Here is a 21,777-nt window from a genome sequence, read left to right as displayed (position 1 = left end):
CAGCTGAATCATCAGCCATGCAACAGGGTGCCCGCCACCAGCACCGCCATTGTGATGAGGGCCACCCCGACGATGAAGGGCAGCACCCAGCGCACGAAGCGATCGTAGGGGATCCTGGCCAGCGCCAACCCCGCCACCAGATGGGCAGCGGTGGGAGCGAACAGGTTGATCCAGCCGGAGGCGGATTGATAGGCGGTGATCACCAGATCCCGCGAGATACCGGAAAAATCCGCCAGCGGCCCCATCAGCGGCATGGAGACGGTCGCCAGCCCCGAGGTTGAGGGAATAAAAAAACTAAGAATGATGTGCACCAGATAAGCCATCAGGATGAACACCGACGAGGAGAGACCGCTCACCAGCCCTTCGGCCCAGTGCAAAATGGTGTCTATGATGACGCCCTGCTCCATCACCACATAGATGCCACGCGCCACCGCCACCACCAGCGCCACCCCGATGAGATCCCGCGCTCCGCTCAGGAAAGTCGCCACATAGTTGGACTCGGGCATCCGGTTGATGAGCGCTATCAGGATGGAGGCGCTGAAAAACAGGGTGGAGAGCTCGTCAAACCACCAACCCAGGGTCGGCAGCAGGTCTATCCCCAGATCCGACCAGGGCACCACCGCATAGATCATCAGCAGGAAGGTGCCAAAGAACACCAGCATGGTGAGCTTCTGCTTGCCGGTAAAGGCCGAGTCGCTGCGCTTCATCTGGGAGAATTCATCGTCATAGACGATGTCCGCCAGCACGGAGCGGGACTTGTCCTGCTGCACCTGCTTGGCGTAGCGCATCACGAACCAGGAGGCGAAGATCACCAGCAGCAGCCACTGGATGACCCGCAGGCCAATCCCCTCACCGATGGGAATGCCGGCAAAACCGGAGGCGATGCCGGTGGCAAACGGGTTGACTGTGGAGGCAAGCACACCGACGCCGGAGCCAAGCAGGATGATCCCCGCCGCCACCATGCGATCGAAGCCTGCCGCCATCATGACGGGCACGATGAGCGCCCAGAAGGCCACCGTCTCTTCCGCCATGCCGAAGGTGGAGCCGCCGAGGGCAAACAGAGCGATCAGTACCGGGATCAGCCGCCGCTCGCGCCCGGCGAAGGTGCGCACTATGGCCCCCACACCCGCATCCAGCGCCCCGCTTTGCATGGTCACCGCCAGAAAGCCGCCGATGATGAGCACGAACAGCGCCACATCCGCCGCCTTGTGAAAGCCCTGAATGGGGGCCTTGAGCACCTCGAACACCCCTTGTGGCTGGGAGGGCAGCTCGGTATAGCTGCCGGGCACAGGCAGCAATCGCTCATCGCCGCTGTAATCGGCAACTGTGGCGGCCGCAACCGGCTGCTGGCTCTTGGCGGTGACATAGTCATATTTGCCCGCCGGCAGCACCCAGGTGAGAGCCGCCATCAGGGCGATGATGATGAACAGCAGTGTGTATACGGTGGGGAGTTGGCGCTTCTTGGGCGCCTCATGTGGGGTGGTCATAGCTTCCATTCCTCGGCAGCGCCGTCATGTGATCCGACAGCGCAAGATTAGCGGGTTTGATATGGGGAAAAGGTGATCGCGGATAATAAAATTTCGTGATTTCACCAGATTGTTGACAAAAAAACAGGGTCCCGCAGGACCCTGTTTTCACCTGAGTCAGACTCAGAGCTCAACCACGTCGAATTTCACGTCCGGGTTCACATCAGCCTCGTAATCCACCTCGGCCAGACCGAAACCGAACAGGCGCAGGAACTCCTGCTTGTAGCCGGTGTAGTCGGTCAACTCGGAGAGGTTCTCGGTGGTGATGGAAGGCCAGAGATCACGGCAGGTCTGCTGCACGTCTTCACGCAGCTCCCAGTCATCCATGCGGATGCGGGCCTGCTCGTCCAGCGCCAGCTCTTCCCCATAGAGACGGGTGCGCATCATGCGGTAGACCTGCTCCATGCAACCTTCGTGGATACCCTTCTCCTTCATGATCTTGAAGGCCATGGAGATATAAAGCGGCATCACCGGAATGGCAGAAGAGGCCTGGGTCACCACGGATTTCAGCACAGCCACGTGAGCGGTGCCGCCCTTGGCGGCCAGATCGCCACGAATGGCGGTGGCGGCGCGATCCAGATCTTCCTTGGCGCGACCCAGGGTACCGTGCCAGTAGATGGGCCAGGTCAGGTCGGTACCGATATAGGAGTAGGCCACGGACTTGGCGCCGTCGGCCAGCACACCTGCATCGCGCAGGGCCGCCATCCACAGCTCCCAATCCTGACCGCCCATGACGGTGATGGTGTTCTGGATCTCTTCCTCATTCGCCGGCTCGACGGTGGCGGTGATGATCTGATCCTTGTTGGTATCGATGGCGGTGGTGGTGTAGGTCTCGCCGATGGGTTTCAAGGCTGAGCGCACCACTTCACCGGTATCCGGCATCTTGCGTACCGGCGAGGCCAGGGAGTAGACAACCAGGTCAATCTGGCCCAGATCGGCCTTGATAAGCTCGATCACCTTGGCGCGGCATTCGTTGGAGAAGGCATCGCCGTTGACACTTTTCGCATACAGACCCGCCTCTTTGGCGGCCTTGTCGAACGCGGCAGAGTTATACCAGCCCGCAGTCGCCGTCTTGGTTTCGCTGCCGGCTTTTTCGAAGAAGACGCCTATGGTGGCAGCGCCGCTACCGAAGGCAGTGGCAATCCGGGAGGCCAGACCATAACCGGTGGAAGCGCCAATCACCAGCACCCGCTTGGGACCATTGGCAATCATGCCCTGTTCCTGGGTGTAAGCAATCTGACGACGAACATTGGCTTCACAGCCGACCGGGTGAGTGGTGGTGCAGATAAAGCCGCGAACCTTGGGTTTGATAATCATAGAGGGGTCTCGACACCGTTAAATGGATGAAATCGGGGCATAAGATACCTCATCTTGCCGCCCTAGGGTGCTCTGATGTGTTGGACTGAGGGGAAAATGAACAGATCCACTGTATCCGCACGGCCAAAACCGGGCCGGCGCCAGGGGGATGGCGCTGGAATAAGCCCGGGCATGAGGCCTGTACCGGCCGTACACCAGAGTCTGCTCACCCCGATGGTGACCAGAATAAATAAAATAAAAACAGATAATTACCCTCCATATCCGCACCATTGGACAAATATTCTGTACTAGTATTCAGCCGGTCGACTATTGTCACGAAAAGTCTCACAAGGGTCTCAAGGAGGAGCTCCACCATGTTTTGGAAACGTACGAACAACAATGAACAGCGCGAGCAAGAGGCGGCACTGGCGGAACTGGGCGCCTTCGAACAAGCCATTCAGTCCCGGGTACCCTATATCCAGTTCACGCAGGAGGGCGTGGTCACCTTCGTCAACGATCTTTTTCTCGATATCGTGGGCTATCCACGCGAGGAAGTGGTAGGCAAACACCACAGCACGCTCTGCTTCCCGGAAGATGTCAGTACGCCCGATTACGAGCTGTTGTGGAGCGCTCTGCGCAACGGCGAGTTTCGTAATGGCTGCTTCATTCGCCAGGCGCGGTCAGGCAAAGCCGTCTGGCTGGAAGCCACTTACTTTCCCATCATTGTTGATGGCAAGGTCATCAGGGTAGCCAAGGTCGCCTCGGACGTGACCCAGCAGCAGTCATCCCTGGAGCGAACCCAAGCCCTGCTGGCGGCGCTGGACAAGTCACTCGCCGTCATCGACTTTCAGCCGGATGGCACCGTCATCACCGCCAACCAGAACTTCCTGCACTGTTTCGGCTACCGGCTGGATGAGGTGGCGGGCAAGCACCACAGCATGTTCTGTGATGACGAGTTTTATCGGAAAAACCCCGACTTCTGGCGAGATTTGGGCTCAGGAAATATCCAGTCAGGTCTCTTCATGCGCCTTGGCAGCCACGGTGAAAAGATCTGGCTGGAGGCCACCTACAACCCCATCTTCAACCACGAAGGCAAGGTGATCAAAATCATCAAGCTGGCGAGCAACATCACTGAGCGGGTCGAAAAATCCATCTCGGTGCGCGAAGCGGCGCAAAAAGCGTGCGCCATCGCTGGTGAAACAGTGTCGAGCGCCGCCAAGGGGCGCGAGGTGATCGACAAGGTGCTGGAGACCTCGTCGCACATCAACACCTCGGTCAACGAGGTCAGCAGGCAGATTGAGAACCTCAACCAGCAATCGAAAAGCATCGAATCCATCATCTCGACCATCAGCGGTATCGCGGATCAGACCAATCTGTTGGCACTCAATGCCGCCATCGAGGCAGCCCGGGCCGGTGAGCAGGGTCGTGGCTTTGCCGTAGTGGCGGATGAGGTACGCCAACTGGCTGCCAGAACCTCCAGCTCCACTGGCGAGATCATCTCTGTCATCAAGCTCAACTCGGACATCACTTCCAGGATCACCCAGACCGTCTCTGTGGTCTCTGACAAGGCCATGGCGGGCCAGGAGCAGGCCAGCATCATTGCCACCGTCATCAAGGATGATCATCGAAGATGCCAACTCCGTCTCCGCCACGGTCAAGGACTTGTCCATCTGATAAGGAAAGGCGACGCAAGGCAACAAGCGGCGGGGAGCTCGTCGCTTGTTCCATTCTGTAGAAGGTTGTCCGCAAGGTGGCACAACCGTATGGCGGCGCAGAGGGCCGTATTGATGTGGGCGGCAAGAGTGTGGCGAGCAAGGGGTGAAAAGGCGCCCGTACCCGGCGTTCGAGATAACCAGACCCGATACTCAGCCTTCCCCCTTCATGTAATGGCGAGCCGCTTCGTCGGCCTGCATCAGGGCTGCCTCCCACAATTCAGCGATCAGCAGCCCCTCCTCTCCCACCGCAGCCTCCTCCAGTGCTTCCAGCAACCTGGCATCGTCCAGCATAAAGGGGCTATGGGTCAACAGGGCCTGTGCCCTGGTCAATAACATCATGCTGTTCATCGGCATTCTCCCGGATAAAGCCTGGCCAAGGTGATGAGCGATGCACGCCCTTTGACTGTGCTGACTCTAGTCCATCGATCAGCCTCCGGGATAGATCAGCTGTCGGCGATAACCGGCTCGCGCACTTTGCGCCGAGCGGGCAGCTGGCCCACGGCAATCCCCAGCAGGACGGCGCCACAGGCAAGCCATTGCAATGGCGTCAGAGTTTCACCGAGCAGCAGATAGGCCAGCAACAGAGTGAAGACCGGAATGAGGTTCACATAGGCCGCCGCCAGGGTCACCTTGACCTGGGTCACCGACCAGTTGTAGAGCAGGTAGGCTCCGAGCGTCACAAAGGCGCCAAGAAAGAAGATGACCGCCATGTCCTGCCAGGCCCAGGCGGTGGGCCAGGGTTCGCTGAAGGCGAAGGGGGTGAAAAAGAGGGTACCGACGAAGGCCTGCAGCGCTGTCAGGGTGAGCACACCGTAGCGGCTGGAGAGCTTCTTGAAGACCACAGAATAGGTGGCGGCGCACAGCATGGCCGCCATCTCCAGGCTGTTGCCGAGCAAGGCGTTGGGGGCAAACTCATCCACGCCGCTACCCAGCCCCAGCAGGGCAATGCCAATGATGGCGATGGCAAAGCCGAGCAACTGGCGGCGACTGACCCGCTCCTTGAGCAGCACAAAGGCCACCAAGGCTACGATGAGCGGCAACAGGGCACAGACCATGCCCGCCTGACCGGCACTGGTGTAACGCAGGGCATTGACCTCCAGCAGGAAATAAAGGCAGGGCTCCAGTCCCCCCATCAGGGCCAGCCAGCGCCAATCCCCCTTTTGATAGGTGAAACTGCCCAGATAGCGGTAGCAGAGCAGCCAGCAGAGCGCCGCCACACTCATGCGCATGAACAGCACCTGACCGAAACCCCAGATCCCCAGCACGTGCTTGAGGGCGATAAAGGAGCTGGACCAGAGCAGCATTGCCAGGGTCAGGGTAAAAATGGGTAAAGGGCGCACATTTCCTCCATGAAATTGGCCATTTGAATAATAACCATGCGGCCTTGCGGTTGTTTAAGGAGACCTAAAATCAGATAATACCGCCGCCTTCAAACCGGATAACCCATCTCCCATGACTGAGTACCTGCTTTTATTGGTCAGTACCGTGCTGATTAACAACTTCGTGCTGGTGAAGTTTCTCGGCCTGTGTCCCTTTATGGGCGTCTCCGGCAAGCTGGAGACCGCCGTCGGCATGGGGCTGGCGACCACCTTCGTGATGACGCTGGCCAGCGCCAGTTCCTATCTGATGGAACACTATATCCTGATCCCGCTGAACATCGCCTACCTGCGCACCCTTGCCTTCATTCTTGTGATCGCCGTCGTAGTGCAGTTCACCGAGATGGTTATCCGCAAGAGCAGCCCGACCCTCTATCGCCTGCTGGGCATCTTCCTGCCGCTCATCACCACCAACTGCGCCGTGCTGGGGGTGGCACTGCTGAGCATCAACGAGCGTCACAACTTCATTCAAAGCATCATCTACGGATTTGGCGCAGCCGCAGGCTTTTCGCTGGTACTGATACTGTTTGCCGCCATGCGTGAACGCCTGGTGGCGGCCGACGTTCCCACTCCGTTTCGCGGTGTGTCGATTGCCATGGTCACCGCCGGCCTGATGTCGCTGGCCTTTATGGGCTTTACCGGCCTTATCAAGATATAGCGCTATGACTCACATACTCTTTGCCGTTCTGGTACTGGCCCTGCTGGCCCTTGCCTTCGGAATCATTCTGGGCTTTGCCGCCGTCAAGTTTCACGTGGAAGCCGATCCCATCGTCGATCAGCTTGACGCCCTGTTGCCACAGACCCAGTGCGGCCAGTGCGGTTACCCTGGTTGCAAACCTTATGCCGAGGCGCTGGCCAATGGCGATCAGATCAACAAGTGTGTGCCCGGTGGCGATGCCACCATGCGCAAGATAGCCGACCTGATGGGGGTCGACCCTCAACCGCTGGGCAGTGCCGAGGCCGCCATCCCGGTCAAGAAAGTCGCCTTCATCCATGAAGATCAATGCATCGGCTGCACCAAGTGCATCCAGGCCTGTCCGGTCGATGCCATCGTCGGTGCCACCAAGGCGATGCACACCGTCATCACCGACGAGTGCACCGGTTGCGATCTCTGTGTCGATCCCTGCCCGACCGACTGTATCGAAATGATCCCTGTGCCGACCACGGTCGACAACTGGAAGTGGGATCTGGCCAGCGTCGCCATTCCGGTCAAGATAGTGGAATAAACAGCGGAGTAACCATGCAGCATCTGCTCGAACGCATCAAAGCCGGCACTCTGTGGGATTTTCACGGCGGCATTCACCCTCCCGAGAACAAGCACCAATCCAGCCTGACACCCGTGGTGGACGCGGGTCTGCCGCCCCAGCTCATCATACCGGTGCGCCAGCACGCAGGGCCGGCCGGCGATCTGCTGGTGCAGATCGGCGACAAGGTCAAGAAGGGTCAGCCACTGACCCGCTATGACAAGGGCCGCATAGTGCCCGTGCACGCCTCGACCTCGGGCACCATCACCGCCATCGGCCACCATACTGTGGCGCACCCCTCGGGTCTCGATGATCTCTGCATTACCCTGACGCCGGATGGGGAGGATGCCTGGGGTGAGCACCAGGGCAAGCCAGACTACTGGAATCTGGATCGGGGCGAACTGCTCGAGCGCATCCAGCAGGCCGGCATTGCGGGTCTGGGCGGCGCCGTGTTCCCGACTCACAGCAAGCTGGACGGCCGCGGTCAGCTCACCGAGATCCTGATCGTCAACGGACTGGAGTGTGAGCCCTACATAAGCACAGATGATCGTCTGATGCAGGAGTATGCCGACGAGATCATGGACGGCATCCGGGTGCTCAAGCATCTGCTCAAACCCAAGTTGACCCTGATCGGGGTGGAAGACAACAAACCCGCCGCCATTGCCGAACTGACCCGCCACGCCACCGACGAGGACGTGCTGGTGAAGACGGTGCCGACCAAGTACCCCTCGGGTGGTGCCAAGCAGACCATAGAGCTGCTTACCGGCCGTCAGGTGCCCAAGGGTGGGCGGGCGGTGGACATGGGTATCATGGTGCTCAACGTGGCCACCGTATTTGCCATCAAGCGCGCCATCATCGACGGCGAGCCGCTCATCTCCCGCATCGTCACCCTGACTGGCGATGCCTTCAAGAAGCCAGGCAATGCCTGGGTACTGCTGGGCACGCCAGTACGCTGGCTGTTGCAGCGTTTCGAGCTGCAACCCGAGACGGACCAGAGGGTCATCATGGGAGGCCCCATGATGGGCTTCACCCTGCCCCACGCCATGGTCCCCGTGGTCAAGGCCACCAACTGCCTGCTCTCCCCGACCCGTGCCGAGCTGCCGCCCCCCGGTCCCGAGCAAGCCTGCATCCGTTGCAGCGCCTGCGCCGATGCCTGTCCGGCCAATTTGCTGCCCCAGGAGCTCTACTGGTACAGCCGCGCCAAAGAGTACGACAAGGCCGAAGGGCTCAACCTGTTCGACTGTATCGAGTGCGGCGCTTGCGCCTGGGTCTGCCCCAGCCAGATCCCTCTGGTGCAGTACTACAAGATTGCCAAGGATGATATTCGCGAGGCCCGTGCCGAGGCCGAAAAAGCCGAGCGTGCCAAGCAGCGTTTCGAGGCCAAACAGGCCCGCTTCGAGCGGGAAAAAGCGGCCCGAGAAGCCCGCCATGCCGAGGCTGCTGCCCAGCGCCGCCAGGCCATGACGGCCAGTGGAGGGGAAGATCCCGTCGCTGCCGCCCTCGCCCGCATCAAAGCCAAGCAGGAAGTCACGGCCAGCGCTGTTGGCGAGCAGCCAGACAACAGCGCCATGATTGCCGCCCGCGAGGCGCGCAAGCAGGAGGCCCTCGCGCGGCGCGCCGCCAAGGCCGCCAGCAGCGATGAACCTGCTGACGTTGCCGCCGTCGTTGCACCAACGCCAGAGACGCAGGATCCAAAAAAGGCAGCTATCGCCGCAGCCCTTGCTCGGGCCAAGGCAAAAAAAGCAGCTCAAGCAGCGGATGAAAACGTCGCCGAGCCTGAGGCTATGGCTACCGAGACCCAGCCGACAAGCGAACCCGCACCGGCGACTGCCGAGGTTGACCCCAAGAAAGCAGCCATTGCCGCCGCCATCGCACGGGCCAAGGCCAAGAAGGCAGCGCAAGCTGCGGATGAAAACGTCGCCGAGCCTGAGGCTATCGCTAGCGAGGCCGAGCCGGTCAGCGAACCCGCACTGGCGACTGCCGAGGTCGACCCCAAAAAGGCAGCCATTGCCGCCGCCATCGCACGCGCCAAGGCAAAAAAAGCAGCGCAAGCGACGGATGAAAACGTCGCCAAGCCTGAGGCTATCGTTACCGAGACCCAGCAGGCCGGTGAACCCGCACTGGCGACTGCCGAGGTTGACCCCAAAAAGGCAGCCATTGCCGCCGCCATCGCGCGGGCCAAAGCCAAAAAAGCAGCGCAAGCGGCGGATGAAAACGTCGCCAAGCCTGACGCAACGGCTACCGAGGCCCAGCCGGTAAGCGAACCCGCACCGGCGACTGCTGAGGTCGACCCCAAGAAAGCAGCAATTGCCGCCGCCATCGCGCGGGCCAAGGCAAAAAAGGCCGCGCAAGCGGCAGATGAAAACGTCGCCGAGCCTGAGGTGACGGCTAAGGAGGCCGAGCCGCTCAGCAAACCCGCACTGGCGACTGCCGAGGTCGACCCCAAGAAAGCAGCCATTGCCGCCGCCATCGCGCGGGCCAAAGCCAAGAAGCTGGCAGCAGAGGCTGCCGCACAAGGCCTGACCACCCAAGCACAGTCACCTTCCCCATCGCCAGACAAGAGCCACTGATCCATGTTCAATATCGCGAGTGCGCCGTTTGCCCATAACCGCAAACAGACCCAAACCCTGATGTTGCTGGTGATCCTGGCTTGCCTGCCCGGCCTGCTGGCCCAGACCTGGTTCTTTGGCTGGGGTTCCTTCATCCAGATCCTGCTGGCGCTGGTGACGGCGCTGGGGGCCGAGGCGCTGGTGCTTCGCTTGCGCCGCCGCCCCATCAAGCCTGCCCTGATGGATGGCAGTGCCGCCCTGACCGCCGTGCTGATTGGCCTCTCTTTGCCCCCCCTGCTGCCCTGGTGGATGCTGGTACTGGGTACCGCCTTTGCCATCATCATCGCCAAGCACCTCTATGGCGGCCTGGGCCAGAACCTGTTCAACCCGGCCATGGTGGCCTATGTGTTGCTGTTGGTCTCCTTCCCCGTGCAAATGACCAGCTGGTTGCCGCCAGACACCATTCGCGCCTATGACATCGGCTTTGGCGATGCAGCGTCCGTCATCTTTACCGGCTTCAGCCTGGATGGCTACAGCATGGCGCAGCTCAAGCAGGGAGTGGATGGCCTCACCATGGCTACGCCACTCGATACCCTGAAGACAGGGCTGAATCAGGGGCTCACCACGGGTGAAGTGATGAGCCACGCTGTATTCGAGGGCTGGGGCGGCATCGGCTGGAGCTGGGTCAACCTGGGTTACCTGCTGGGCGGCCTGTTCCTGCTGCAGCAAAAAGTGATCAACTGGCGTATTCCGGGTGCCATCCTGGGCTCCTTGTTGCTGGCCGCAACCCTGGGTTATCTGATGACGCCGGATGCCACCGCCACACCCATGTTCCATCTGTTCAGCGGTGCCACCATGCTGGGGGCCTTCTTCATCGCTACCGATCCGGTCAGTGCCAGCACCACGCCCCGTGGCCGGCTGGTATATGGCGTACTGATCGGCGTGCTGGTCTACCTTATCCGTCGCTTTGGCGGTTACCCTGATGCCTTCGCCTTCGCCGTGCTGCTGGCCAACTTGTGTGTGCCGCTGATCGACAGCCTGACTCGCCCCAAGGTCTATGGAGCCCGTCGCAAATGACCCCGGCGCAAACCTCACTCTCAGGAAGTATCCAATGTTAAAGAGCATGCGCAAAAACGGCGTCACGCTAGCCCTGTTTGCCCTGGCCTGCACCGCCGTTGTGGTGCTGACCAACGAGCTGACCCGCGACAGGATCGCCCATCAGCAGCAGCTGGAAAAGCTGCGCACCCTCTCCGCCCTGTTGCCAGAAGGAAGCTATGACAACGACCTGGTGGCCAGTTGCAAGCTGGTACAGAGCAAAACCTATCTGGGCAGCGATCAGGCCATGCCGCTCTACACTGCAACCCTGAAAGGCGAGACCACGGGTTATGCGCTGGAAACCGTGGCACCCGACGGCTACAGTGGGGCCATTCGCCTCATGGTCGGTACCGATGCCAAGGGCAGCGTCAGTGCTGTGCGGGTGCTGGCCCACAACGAGACGCCGGGCCTGGGTGACAAGATAGAGCTGAAGAAATCGAGCTGGATAGACAGTTTTGTCGGCAAGTTCCTCAGCCGCGACAACGAGGCAAGTTGGGCAGTGAAAAAAGATGGCGGCGAATTCGATGCTTTCACCGGCGCCACCATCACCCCCCGCGCCGTGGTCAAGGCAGTGAAAAACCTGCTGCTGCTGGAGCAAACGCACCCTGAGTTGCTGCGTGATGCCCCTCCGTGCGACCCCACGCCATAAGCCTGGGCCCACACATATGAAACAGACTGATGTGCTATGCATATCCATGTGCCATCTCAGCCGGAGCCGATAAATGGAACACTCTCATACACTGGATGACCAGACCCCGATCAGTGAGGGCAAGGGCCGTCGTGAAGAGCTCAAGGAGCTGATGCTGCAAGGGCTGTGGAAGAACAACCCCTCTCTGGTGCAGGTGCTGGGGCTCTGCCCTACCCTGGCAGTGTCCTCCACCTTTACCAATGCGCTCGGACTGGGATTGGCCACCATGGTGGTGCTGGTGAGCTCCAACCTTGCCATCTCCCTGGTTCGCAACCTGGTGCCCAAGGACATTCGCATTCCCATCTACGTGATGATCATCGCCGCCCTGGTCACCAGCGTGCAGCTGCTGATGAATGCCTATACCTATGGCCTCTATCAGGCGCTCGGTATCTTCATCGCCCTGATTGTCACCAACTGCGTCATCATAGGCCGGGCCGAAGCCTATGCCTCCAAGAATCCGCCCCTGCTGGCGGCACTGGACGGTTTCATGATGGGGCTGGGCTTTACCCTGGTGCTGCTGGTGCTGGGTGGCCTGCGGGAGATCATTGGCATGGGGACCCTGTTTGACGGCGCCGAATTGCTGCTGGGTGACTGGGCCAAGTCCCTGCGCATCGAGCTGTTTCATGCCGATGCCAGCCTGCTGCTGGCGATCCTGCCGCCGGGGGGCTTTATCGGGCTAGGCCTGATGATCGCCGGCAAGAATGCCATCAATGACTGGCGTGATCGCAAGCAAGCCGCCCCCCTTGCCGATAGCAGTGTGCCGGTGGCGGGTGTGCGCGCCACCCAGCTCTGACCTGAGATGTGAGAAACCATGAACAACCAGAAACGCAGGCAGATCCTGGAGCGACTGCGGGACAACAATCCCCATCCCACCACAGAGCTCAACTTCACCTCGCCCTTCGAGCTTTTGATTGCCGTGTTGCTGTCAGCCCAGGCCACCGACGTAAGCGTCAACAAGGCCACCGACAAGCTCTATCCGGTGGCCAATACCCCGGCCGCCATGCTGGCGCTCGGGGTGGATGGGCTGAAACAGTACATCAAGACCATAGGCCTGTTTAACACCAAGGCCGAAAACGTCATCAAGACGTGCGCTATCTTGCTGGAACGCCATGGCGGCGAGGTGCCGGAGAACCGCGAGGCGCTGGAAGCGCTGCCCGGTGTGGGTCGCAAGACCGCCAACGTGGTGCTCAATACCGCCTTTGGCTGGCCCACCATCGCCGTCGATACCCACATCTTTCGGGTGTCGAATCGCACCGGCTTCGCGGTGGGCAAAAACGTTGATCAGGTGGAAGAGAAACTGCTGAAAGTGGTGCCTGCCGAGTTCAAGCTCGATGTGCACCACTGGTTGATCCTGCACGGCCGTTACACCTGTCTGGCTCGCAAACCGCGCTGCGGCTCCTGTATCATCGAAGACTTGTGTGAATACAAAGAAAAAGTCTATCCACAGGAATAAGGCAGCATGCAGGCTGTACGCTACAGCCCGCAAACTTCTGCTGCGATTCCTGTATCATCCAAGACTTGTGTGAGTACAAAAATCTACCCGGAGAACTGAGCAATGAGAATTCTGCATACCATGCTGCGTGTTGGCGATCTGCAACGCTCCATCGACTTCTACACCCGAGTGCTGGGTATGAAACTCTTGCGCAAGAGCGAAAACAGCGAATACAAATACACTCTGGCCTTCGTTGGCTACGGTGACGAGAAAGACGAAGCCGTCATCGAGCTCACCTACAACTGGGGTGTCAGCGAGTACGAACTGGGCTCGGCCTACGGCCACATTGCGCTGGAAGCGGACGACATCTATGCCACTTGCGACGCCCTGCGCGCCGCCGGCGCCAAGATCACCCGCGAGCCAGGTCCAGTGAAGGGCGGTACCACTGTCATTGCCTTCGTGGAAGATCCGGACGGTTACAAGATTGAACTGATCGCCAAGAAAGATGCAGGCAGCGGCCTGGGTGACAGCTTCTGAGGCAATGCCTCAGGCAACGCCCAATAAAAAGAGCGCTGCGGCGCTCTTTTTTCATCTCAGTGCACAGGCCATCAGATGGCGCCATTGCGGCCCATATTGATCACCACCCGCCGGTTCTTGGCGCGACCGTCGTCGGTTTCATTTGAGCGGACATGACGCTTCTCGCCATGCCCTTCCACCGAGATCTTGCCCGGATCGATCCCCAGATCCACAAACACCTTCTTGATGGCATCTGCCCGCTTCTCGGAGAGTTTCTGGTTGGGCCAGCGGCCGCCATAGCTGTCGCTGTAGGCGTTGATCACCACCAGATCTATGCTCTTGTCGACCTTCACATACTCGCCGATCATCGCCAGTCGCCGCCGGGAGGCCAGTGACAGCTGATCGCTGTTCTTGTCATAGGAGAGTACGCTGAAGGCGATGTCATTGAAGCTATAGGGCAGCAATCCACTCAGGCAATCCACAAAGGCCTGGTACTTGACCCGAAAGTTGACAGAGGAGAGGGAGACCCGCACCGGTCGATTCTGGCGGTACCAGTCACGATACTGGAAAGTTGGCATGCGCCCCCCTTCCAGCTCATCGAGCATGGTCCAGGCGGTCTGCCCCTCCACCAGACCATCAAACTGCTGGTAAAAGCGCAACTGGCTCACTTCCCGCCCGGCAACACCGGGACGCCAGAGTGGCGGCATGATCCCCAGACTCACCGTCTGGGTCTGGGCTTGCTGTCGCAGCCCCTTGAGTTCGAAATCCAGATTGATCTTGCGACCGGCACGGCTGACGAAGGCGCCCGTCCCCCAGTTGGGAATAGGGTGTTCGAGGCGGCACTCCACTTGCGTATCCGAGGTCAAACGCCAGACGGATTGATCCAGGCCGGCACCAAACTCGGTAACCCCCGCCTGTAATTGCATACTCACTGATATGCTGACCAACCCGACTATCCAAGCGTTCAAGTGCCTGCCCTCCACACGATCTCACGTTAGGTATCGGCAGGGGCAGGGCAAGCTTTAGGGCAAAGCACTCAGTGGGGGGAAGGACGATCCATCAGCTTGAAGCTGGCAATGCGACCCGCCAGCTCGCGAGCCAGCAGATCCAGCTCGGCGCTGTTTTGCTGCAAGGTTTCAGAGTGCAGGCGATGAGCTTCGTACACCTCGCGTATGGTCATCACATTGTGCTGGATATCGTCAGTGACGTAGCGCTGCTCCTCCGTCGCGGTGGCCACCTGGGCAGTCATGTCGCTCACCTTGCGCACCTCGCTCACTATGTCGCTCAGCTCGCTCCCCGCCCGCTTGGCCTCGGTCACGCTCAAACCCGCCTGCTCAGTGCCCAGATGCATGGCCGTGACCGCCTGATCCGCCCCCTGACGCAATCGGGACAACATCCGCTCTATGTCCTCTGCAGCCTGCTGGGTGCGAGAGGCCAGTGCCCTTACCTCTTCCGCCACCACGGCAAAACCACGACCAGATTCACCGGCCCGGGCCGCCTCTATGGCTGCATTGAGGGCAAGCAGGTTGGTGCGATCCGAGATCTGCTTGATGAGATTTAGCGCCTCACCGACCGACTCTGTATCCTGATACAGGCTATCCACCAGTTGCTGGGTGTTGGCCAGAGTGCCCGCCACCAGCTGGATGGCGTCTATGGTCTGATCGACCTCCTTGTCGCCCTGACGGGCACGTCCGATAGCCTGCTGGGTCGCCAGCGACGTCTGGGTTGCATTGCGCGCAATCTCGGCCACCGTCGAGGCCATCTCGGTGGCTGCTGTCGCCACCAGATCCACCTGACCGAAACCTTTGACGACGCCAGCATTCACCTCGGCGATCACGTCTGCCGAGGTGGCGGCGCTGCGGGCCAGCACCTCGCAGGAACGGCGTACCGCCAGCAACAGCCCCTCAAGGTGCGCGAGGAAATGGTTCAGATCCTGCGCCAGGGCGCCCAGTTCGTCACCGGACCGCCAGTTGACCCGCACCGTCAGATCATTCTCCTGTACCAGCCGTTTGAAGGTCTGGTGCAACGCCATAAAACCCAGGTGCAGATCTCGCACCACCCGCCAGCAGACGATGGTGGTCAACGCTACGCACAGCAGCACACCGAGCGCCGCCCACCAGAAGTCACGGGCACTCTTTGCCCGCATCTGCTCGACCCGCTCGAACAACTGCTGATAAAGGCGATCTTCGCTCTCCTTGAGCAGACCTATCTTGTCGGTACTCAAGGCAAACCAGGCTTCGGCATCGACCCCGAAGCCGCCTGTGGTGGCTTTGTCCAACGCCAGTTGCTCCATGGCGGCGACCTTGGCTACCACGGGAGAGGCCAGGCTGTCGGCCAGCAGTTGACGTTGTGACGGGCTCGCCACCGCCTGGAAACGCTCGAGATAGGTATTCTGGGCCGCCAGCAGGGAGATGAATTGCTGCAACAGCGCGGGGGTAAAGTGATCACGGCCGAACACATTGCTCAGGGTTGCCCGCTCCAGCCCCATTCGTTCCTTGCTCTGCAAGAAGGCGGCGTAGGCATTGGTCTGCAGCGCTATGGTGGCATCCTGACTGTTGAGACTGACCTGGTCCACCACGGCCAGCAGCTGGCTGATAAGATGGCTGTAAAAGCCAACCTGCTCGGCCACTTCGACCCCCAGCGCGCCGACCCGCTCACGCATGGCGGTGAGCCCGGTCAGCGCCTGTTGTACCTCTCCCAACGCCAGCAAGGCGGGATCCTCGTGAAAACGGACCAGCAGGGTATCGACCAGCTTGCGCTGGGCAGGCAGGGCGTCGCGAAACTTGTTGCCACCAGAGCCAAGGAAACCTGCCGACATGCCGCGCTCCTTTTGCAGCTCGTGGGCCAGTTGCGCCGCCTCCCGCACCACATAGAGTGCCGCTTGTGCCTGGCCCATCTCCTGTTCGACCTGATAACGCTCATACACGTATCGGCCAGAAAAAAACAGCAAGGCCAGCAGTGGCAGGCAGACCACCAACAACATCTTGTGTGCCAATCCCAGCTTGTTCATCCCCTCTCCCCATTCCATTGTTGAAGTGGTCAATTATAAGCACGAGTGGCGAGAATAGAATCAGACGCCCGTCTCATGGCTGCTGATGAGGGACAAAGGCTGGCTTTTTTGCCATAATGCCGCCTCATTTCACGCCGACCGAGATACCATGACCGACGCTGTACACACTCTCAAGGGCCGTTTTCGTGGCTTTTACCCCGTCGTCATCGATGTTGAAACCGCCGGGTTCAATGCCAGGACAGACGCCTTGCTGGAGATCGCCGCCTATACCCTCAAGATGAATGAAGATGGCTGGCTCGCTCCCGATCAGGTCTTTCATTTTCACGTCGAGCCGTTCGAAGGCGCCAACCTGGAAAAGGCGGCGCTGGAGTTCACCGGCATAGACCCTTTCAATCCGCTGCGCGGCGCCGTCAGCGAGAAAGAGGCGCTGACCGAGATTTTCAAGGGCATTCGCAAAGGGATGAAGGAGAGCGACTGCAACCGCGCCATCATAGTAGCCCACAACGCCACCTTCGATCATGGCTTCGTCATGGCTGCTGCCGAGCGGGCCGGCCTCAAGCGCAATCCGTTCCATCCGTTTGCCACCTTCGACACTGCCGCCCTCTCCGGCCTGGCCCTGGGTCAGACAGTGCTGGCCAAGGCGTGCCAGAGCGCTCGCATCCCGTTTGACAATAAAGAGGCGCACTCGGCCCTCTATGACACCGAACGCACCACTGAGCTGTTCTGTCATATCGTCAACCGCTGGAAGAGCCTGGGTGGCTGGCCGCCAGCCCACCCGGATGATGCCCCCGTCGATGACGCGAACGAACAAGCAGGATAAGCAACAAGCAAGAAGGCTGCCATGGCAGCCTTCTTCTATTGGAATATGGTATCAACGTGGTTTGACCAGAATGGCAGGCAGACCCGGACAGCACAGTTTTCAACCGCTCTGCTCCCCTCGCTCACCCCAACCCTGCGGGGATGCGTCTCACAGGCCAATTGCCTGATTTTTTACTCGACATTTGTCGTGATTTTCGCAAACTAACTGCCTTTCAAAAGACAGACAACCAATAACCATTAAAAGGAAGTCACATGAACCCTGTTGTTGTCGCGGTCTCGCTGATGCTGGTGCTCAGCCTGCTGCGGATCAATGTGGTGGTCTCGCTCTCCATCAGCGCCATCGTAGGTGGCCTGCTGGGTGGCCTGTCCCTGGCCGACACCCTCAGCACCTTCAGCGGTGGCCTGGGCGGTGGCGCAGAGATCGCTCTTTCCTATGCCATGCTGGGGGCCTTTGCGGTCGCCATCTCCCGCTCAGGGATCACCGACCTGCTGGCCCGCAAGGTGATCAACCAGCTGGGGCAAGATGCCAGCAGCTCGCGCATCCTCTGGGTCAAGACACTGCTGCTCGGCGCCGTCCTTTGCGTATCCGTCGCCTCCCAAAACCTGATCCCGGTCCACATCGCCTTTATTCCCATCCTGATCCCGCCGCTGCTGCATGTGATGGCCAAGATGAAAGTCGACCGCCGCCAGGTGGCCTGCGTCATCACCTTCGGCCTGACCGCGACCTATATGCTGTTGCCGGTGGGCTTTGGTGGCATCTTCCTCAACAACATACTGGCCAAGAACCTGATCGACAACGGGGTGCCGGTCGAGCTTGACCAGCTGCCGATGGCCATGGCAATCCCTGTGCTGGGGATGTTCCTTGGTCTGCTGGTCGCCGTGTTCATCACCTACCGCAAGCCACGCCAGTATGACATGGACAAGATCCTGGCCGCCGAGCCCGAATCCACCGAGCTCAATCTCAACCATATCTGGGTTGCCCTGCTGGCCATCGCCGTCGCCCTCGGGCTGCAGCTGATGACCAACAGCATAGTGCTGGGTGCATTGGCAGGCTTTGTCATCTTTACCTGTGGCGGTGTCATCAAGTTTCGCGAGAGCCAGGACGCCTTCACCCAGGGCGTGCGCATGATGTCCCTCATCGGCTTCATCATGATCTCAGCCGCCGGCTTCGCCGCCGTGATGAAGGCGACCCAGGGGGTGGAGAGCCTGGTGCAATCCGTCTCTGCGGTGATCGGGGATCAAAAAGGCCTCGCCGCCTTCCTGATGCTGCTGGTTGGTCTCTTGATCACCATGGGGATAGGCTCTTCCTTCTCCACTGTGCCCATCATAGCCACCATTTATGTGCCGCTCTGTATCCACCTCGGCTTCTCCCCCATGGCGACCATGGCCCTGGTCGGCGCCGCCGGTGCACTGGGGGATGCAGGTTCACCCGCCTCGGATTCGACCCTGGGCCCCACGTCGGGTCTCAATGTCGATGGTCAGCACGACCATATCTGGGACAGCGTGGTGCCCACTTTTATTCACTACAATATCCCGCTCATCCTCTTTGGCTGGGTGGCGGCCATGGTGCTCTAGCACTCGGGCAAGATGCAGACATGCAAAAGGCGACCTCGGGGTCGCCTTTTCATTGATAAAGGAGTGGTATCAACATGGTACGGAGCAACTGTGACATTGTGGGGAAAGCGGTAATAGCGCTAGCCCAACACCACCTCCTGCATAATGGCCCGATTGATAAAATAGCGATGACAGAACAGTAAAAAATCCTGTAAAGGCAGTGGCTTAGAGTAAAAATACCCTTGAATTTCGTCTACTCCGATGTTCAACACTGCATTGAGTTCATTACTATTTTCCACTCCTTCTGCCACCACCCGCACCCCGAGTTGATGCGAGAGCGTAGTAATGGCTTCTACAAACAGCGCCTGACGAGTATCACTGTCGATGGCAGTGATGAAGGATCTATCGATCTTAAGTTTGTCGAAGTAAAGCTCGCGCAAATATGAGAAAGATGACCAACCGGTCCCGAAGTCATCGAGAGCCACCCGCACCCCGATCTGGCGCAAGGAATGGATTATCTGCTTGCTCAGCTCGATATCGTCCAGCGCTATGGTTTCGGTCAGTTCTACGATCAGCTGCTGTAACCCCAGCGGTCCCTCGCTTGTCTTCGCTTCCACATTCGCAGCCAGTCCCATGTTGAACATAGAGCTGGAAAGGTTGACCGATATTTCAAGTGGTTCTATCAGATCGCTCGGGAAAATAGCCAGATCGTGTTGCAAACGCATGAAAATCCACACACCTAGATCCTCACCCAATCCGTTTTCTTCCGCTAGTGAGATGATGTCAAGTGGAGGGATAAAGCCATATTCCGGATGACGCCAGCGGATCAACGCCTCCGCACCGAGCCTTACAGCGCCTTGCCCGTGGACAATCGGCTGATAGTAGAGACTGAGCTGCTGACAATCGATACAACAGATGAGCGCACGAAGCTCGGCCGACAATCTACGGTTACGCAGATAGTGTTGATACATGCTGCTGGAGAACACGACATACCGATGTAAGCGCCGCCGTTTGGCGCTGTCGAGCGCGATATCAGCAAATAGCAGCATCTCCTCCGGTGTATTGACAGGCCTGGCATATTGACTGACGCCCATGAACACTCGCACTCTATGCGCAGGATCTGCCGCAAATGCCAGTTCAGCAAGCTCACTACGCAACTGTTCCAAAAACGGGAAACGCAGGTAAGTAGGCATAACACCAGAAATAACGATGGCAAACTCGTCGCTACCGGTTCGAGCAACAAAGATCCCGGCAGTCAACGCATTACGGATCCGTTCGGCCAACTGCTTGAGCAAGGCATCGCCGATCTCATAACCCAGACTGTCATTTACCTCCCTAAAATGCCCCAGATCCACCACGCAAACAGTGATACTACGTCCCCCACCTCGATGGGCTGCACGCTGCTTGAGATGTTTAAGGTGTTTGATAAGCGCAGCCCGGTTTGGCAGACCCGTCATTGTGTCATTCCAAGCCAGAAAGTGCTGATGACGCACCTCGCGAAACAACACCAGCAGCATCACCATGGTCGCCAGCATCAAAAAAGCGAGGATGGCAAAATTCTGAGTTCTTGAATCGTTGAGTAACTCTCGCTGGGCAATGGCCGAGGGGCCGGTGAAATTTTTCACCATGACATCACGGATAGCCACCAAATCTCGGTTTAATTCATCAGAGAAATGGGCGAGTGGACTCGATTCATGTCCTCCACTCATCACATCCTGCTCATACTGCTCGAACAAGGTCATGATCTTGCCAGCCGCCTTGCCAGCCCCGAAGCGATCCCTGACAGACCTCGCCTCCTCCCCATGCAGAAAGACGTCGAGCCGGTTCCAGGCAATATCAAAACGCTTGTTCATCTCATCCTGACTGACGGCGCCGGCACGATAGAGCAACAGAGCTTCGTCAAACGCGTGGATCTCCAGCTCCAGTTGCGCCAAGGCCCAAGCCGAAAGTTGTGTGTAGCGAGTCACTGCATTAAAAGCGCGGTCATAGTTCCAGACTGACCAGATAGCGACGCCCAGAAATGTCGTCACCATGAGGATCAGGCTAAGAAACTTGCCGCGCAGCATGTTATTTGCTCTCGAGTGCCGTCAGTTGCCACACCATGCGGCTGTGATAGACCTCTTTGTTGAGCTCGGGGTGTTCAGATAGGGGGTAAATGATCCAGAGAGGCCCCTTGTTGCGCAAGGTCAACTCCTTGCCACCCTGCTTCTCGGCCAGCAACACCGGGTAAAGTTGCCCATCTTCTAGAGGTACCGATGCCCAGTAATCATTGATGGCGACCGCCTTGACCTCCAGGCTCTTGAGACCGTATATCCTGACAAGATCTCGCAGCAACACTCCCCGATAGGTATGACTACCCTCAGTCCAGGGGGTATGTGTTTTGACTTCTGTCTGCGGCAAGGCCTCAAATTCGGCACGGGTCAGCACCACCTCCCCTTTGCCATTACAACAGCCATCCCCCTTAATCCTCAGGAACGAGTCATCTGCCAGAGCCATTGCTGACACAAGATACCCGCATAGCAGAAGCCCCCGACCAAACCATCCACCCATAATGAACCTCCATGTAATACTGTTCGTTTTATTAATCTCACGCGGCCCATTCACATACAAACAATAGGGCATGAATACAGACCAAAGTCGTAGCTACTTGGGTTCACTCAAGAAATCACTTGCTCCAAGCAGTTCCCGAATGACTCCATAAGCATGGCATCGACGCTCCTCATGCAGCAACCGCACCGGTGAATTTAAATGCTCTTGTGACTCTCATCTCTTTTCTGTGCCGCCGATGAATAGCGACTGAGGATAGGCCGCGATACCCAACCCCAAATGGCAGTGTCTAGTCCTGAAATAGGTTTACACATTTTCGGCTAGCATTTCTCCACTCAGAACCCCCGATGCACTGCATCGGGGGTTCTGTATTTCAACGCATGATGCGGCCGCTCCACGTTGTAGATATC

18 protein-coding genes and 1 pseudogene are annotated in these 21,777 nt (G+C 58.9%); 11 read left to right on the top strand and 8 right to left on the bottom strand.

The genetic code is table 11. The features are described 5' to 3' along the window. Window positions 1-11 precede the first annotated feature (11 nt). A complete protein-coding gene (locus GWQ27_RS12885; RefSeq protein WP_275907532.1) occupies window positions 12-1,487 on the bottom strand; it encodes a YfcC family protein in 1,476 nt (491 codons plus the stop codon). 162 nt (window positions 1,488-1,649) lie between these two features. Beyond that, the gene (gene fabV, locus GWQ27_RS12880; protein ID WP_021140931.1) at window positions 1,650-2,843 is read right to left on the bottom strand and encodes an enoyl-ACP reductase FabV; all 1,194 of its coding nucleotides are present in this window, start codon (window positions 2,841-2,843) and stop codon (window positions 1,650-1,652) included. Between the two features lie 353 nt (window positions 2,844-3,196). Between fabV and GWQ27_RS12875 the strand changes: the two are divergent. Then, a pseudogene (locus GWQ27_RS12875) lies at window positions 3,197-4,496 on the top strand (methyl-accepting chemotaxis protein). Between the two features lie 191 nt (window positions 4,497-4,687). Here the strand turns inward: GWQ27_RS12875 and GWQ27_RS12870 are convergent. Both GWQ27_RS12870 and GWQ27_RS12865 read right to left on the bottom strand, forming a co-directional pair. Continuing rightward, entirely contained in the window at window positions 4,688-4,885 is a 198-nt protein-coding gene (locus GWQ27_RS12870) for a hypothetical protein (protein ID WP_275907531.1), read from the bottom strand. 95 nt (window positions 4,886-4,980) lie between these two features. Continuing rightward, complete coding sequence (locus tag GWQ27_RS12865) at window positions 4,981-5,877, bottom strand: DMT family transporter (RefSeq protein ID WP_275907530.1); 897 nt, start codon at window positions 5,875-5,877, stop codon at window positions 4,981-4,983. A gap of 112 nt (window positions 5,878-5,989) precedes the next feature. Here GWQ27_RS12865 and rsxA point away from each other — a divergent pair, with 112 nt between their 5' ends. From rsxA to gloA, 8 genes are all read left to right on the top strand, one after another. Beyond that, the gene (rsxA, locus tag GWQ27_RS12860) at window positions 5,990-6,571 is read left to right on the top strand and encodes an electron transport complex subunit RsxA (RefSeq protein ID WP_005310657.1); all 582 of its coding nucleotides are present in this window, start codon (window positions 5,990-5,992) and stop codon (window positions 6,569-6,571) included. A gap of 4 nt (window positions 6,572-6,575) precedes the next feature. Beyond that, a complete protein-coding gene (gene rsxB, locus GWQ27_RS12855) occupies window positions 6,576-7,139 on the top strand; it encodes an electron transport complex subunit RsxB (RefSeq protein ID WP_017412577.1) in 564 nt (187 codons plus the stop codon). Between the two features lie 14 nt (window positions 7,140-7,153). Then, window positions 7,154-9,727: an electron transport complex subunit RsxC gene (gene rsxC / locus GWQ27_RS12850; protein WP_275907529.1), complete on the top strand. Its 2,574-nt coding sequence runs from the start codon at window positions 7,154-7,156 to the stop codon at window positions 9,725-9,727. A 3-nt stretch (window positions 9,728-9,730) separates the two neighbouring features. Continuing rightward, window positions 9,731-10,783 carry an electron transport complex subunit RsxD gene (gene rsxD, locus GWQ27_RS12845; protein WP_005310650.1) on the top strand — a complete coding sequence of 351 codons (1,053 nt, stop codon included), beginning with the start codon at window positions 9,731-9,733 and terminating at the stop codon, window positions 10,781-10,783. Window positions 10,784-10,817: 34 nt separating this feature from the next. Next, window positions 10,818-11,450: an electron transport complex subunit RsxG gene (gene rsxG / locus GWQ27_RS12840; protein ID WP_275907528.1), complete on the top strand. Its 633-nt coding sequence runs from the start codon at window positions 10,818-10,820 to the stop codon at window positions 11,448-11,450. A 73-nt stretch (window positions 11,451-11,523) separates the two neighbouring features. Next, a complete protein-coding gene (locus GWQ27_RS12835) occupies window positions 11,524-12,282 on the top strand; it encodes an electron transport complex subunit E (RefSeq protein WP_021140424.1) in 759 nt (252 codons plus the stop codon). 18 nt (window positions 12,283-12,300) lie between these two features. Then, window positions 12,301-12,942: an endonuclease III gene (gene nth / locus GWQ27_RS12830; protein WP_005310645.1), complete on the top strand. Its 642-nt coding sequence runs from the start codon at window positions 12,301-12,303 to the stop codon at window positions 12,940-12,942. Window positions 12,943-13,044: 102 nt separating this feature from the next. Further along, window positions 13,045-13,458: a lactoylglutathione lyase gene (gene gloA, locus GWQ27_RS12825; protein ID WP_005310643.1), complete on the top strand. Its 414-nt coding sequence runs from the start codon at window positions 13,045-13,047 to the stop codon at window positions 13,456-13,458. Between the two features lie 71 nt (window positions 13,459-13,529). Here the strand turns inward: gloA and GWQ27_RS12820 are convergent, their stop codons facing one another. Both GWQ27_RS12820 and GWQ27_RS12815 read right to left on the bottom strand, forming a co-directional pair. Then, window positions 13,530-14,405, bottom strand: a complete 876-nt coding sequence (locus GWQ27_RS12820; protein ID WP_034524193.1) for an OmpA family protein — start codon at window positions 14,403-14,405, stop codon at window positions 13,530-13,532. A 68-nt stretch (window positions 14,406-14,473) separates the two neighbouring features. Further along, window positions 14,474-16,447, bottom strand: coding sequence for a methyl-accepting chemotaxis protein (locus GWQ27_RS12815; RefSeq protein ID WP_275907527.1), 1,974 nt, complete (start codon window positions 16,445-16,447; stop codon window positions 14,474-14,476). 148 nt (window positions 16,448-16,595) lie between these two features. On the opposite strand from GWQ27_RS12815, the gene rnt reads away from it, so the two are divergent. Then, a complete protein-coding gene (gene rnt / locus GWQ27_RS12810; protein ID WP_219593742.1) occupies window positions 16,596-17,267 on the top strand; it encodes a ribonuclease T in 672 nt (223 codons plus the stop codon). Window positions 17,268-17,518: 251 nt separating this feature from the next. Next, entirely contained in the window at window positions 17,519-18,841 is a 1,323-nt protein-coding gene (locus GWQ27_RS12805; RefSeq protein WP_275907526.1) for a Na+/H+ antiporter family protein, read from the top strand. A gap of 119 nt (window positions 18,842-18,960) precedes the next feature. On the opposite strand, the gene GWQ27_RS12800 is transcribed toward GWQ27_RS12805, so the two are convergent. Beyond that, complete coding sequence (locus tag GWQ27_RS12800; protein WP_275907525.1) at window positions 18,961-20,886, bottom strand: bifunctional diguanylate cyclase/phosphodiesterase; 1,926 nt, start codon at window positions 20,884-20,886, stop codon at window positions 18,961-18,963. 1 nt (window position 20,887) lies between these two features. After that, on the bottom strand, window positions 20,888-21,316 hold the full coding sequence (locus tag GWQ27_RS12795; protein ID WP_275907524.1) for a molybdopterin-binding oxidoreductase: 429 nt from the start codon (window positions 21,314-21,316) through the stop codon (window positions 20,888-20,890). Window positions 21,317-21,777: the final 461 nt, after the last annotated feature.

The organism is Aeromonas sp. 5HA1 (assembly GCF_029237245.1).
Classification (GTDB): domain Bacteria; phylum Pseudomonadota; class Gammaproteobacteria; order Enterobacterales; family Aeromonadaceae; genus Aeromonas; species Aeromonas salmonicida.
The sequence above is the reverse complement of the archived record's forward strand: the minus strand, read 5'-3'. Positions and strand labels throughout refer to the sequence as shown.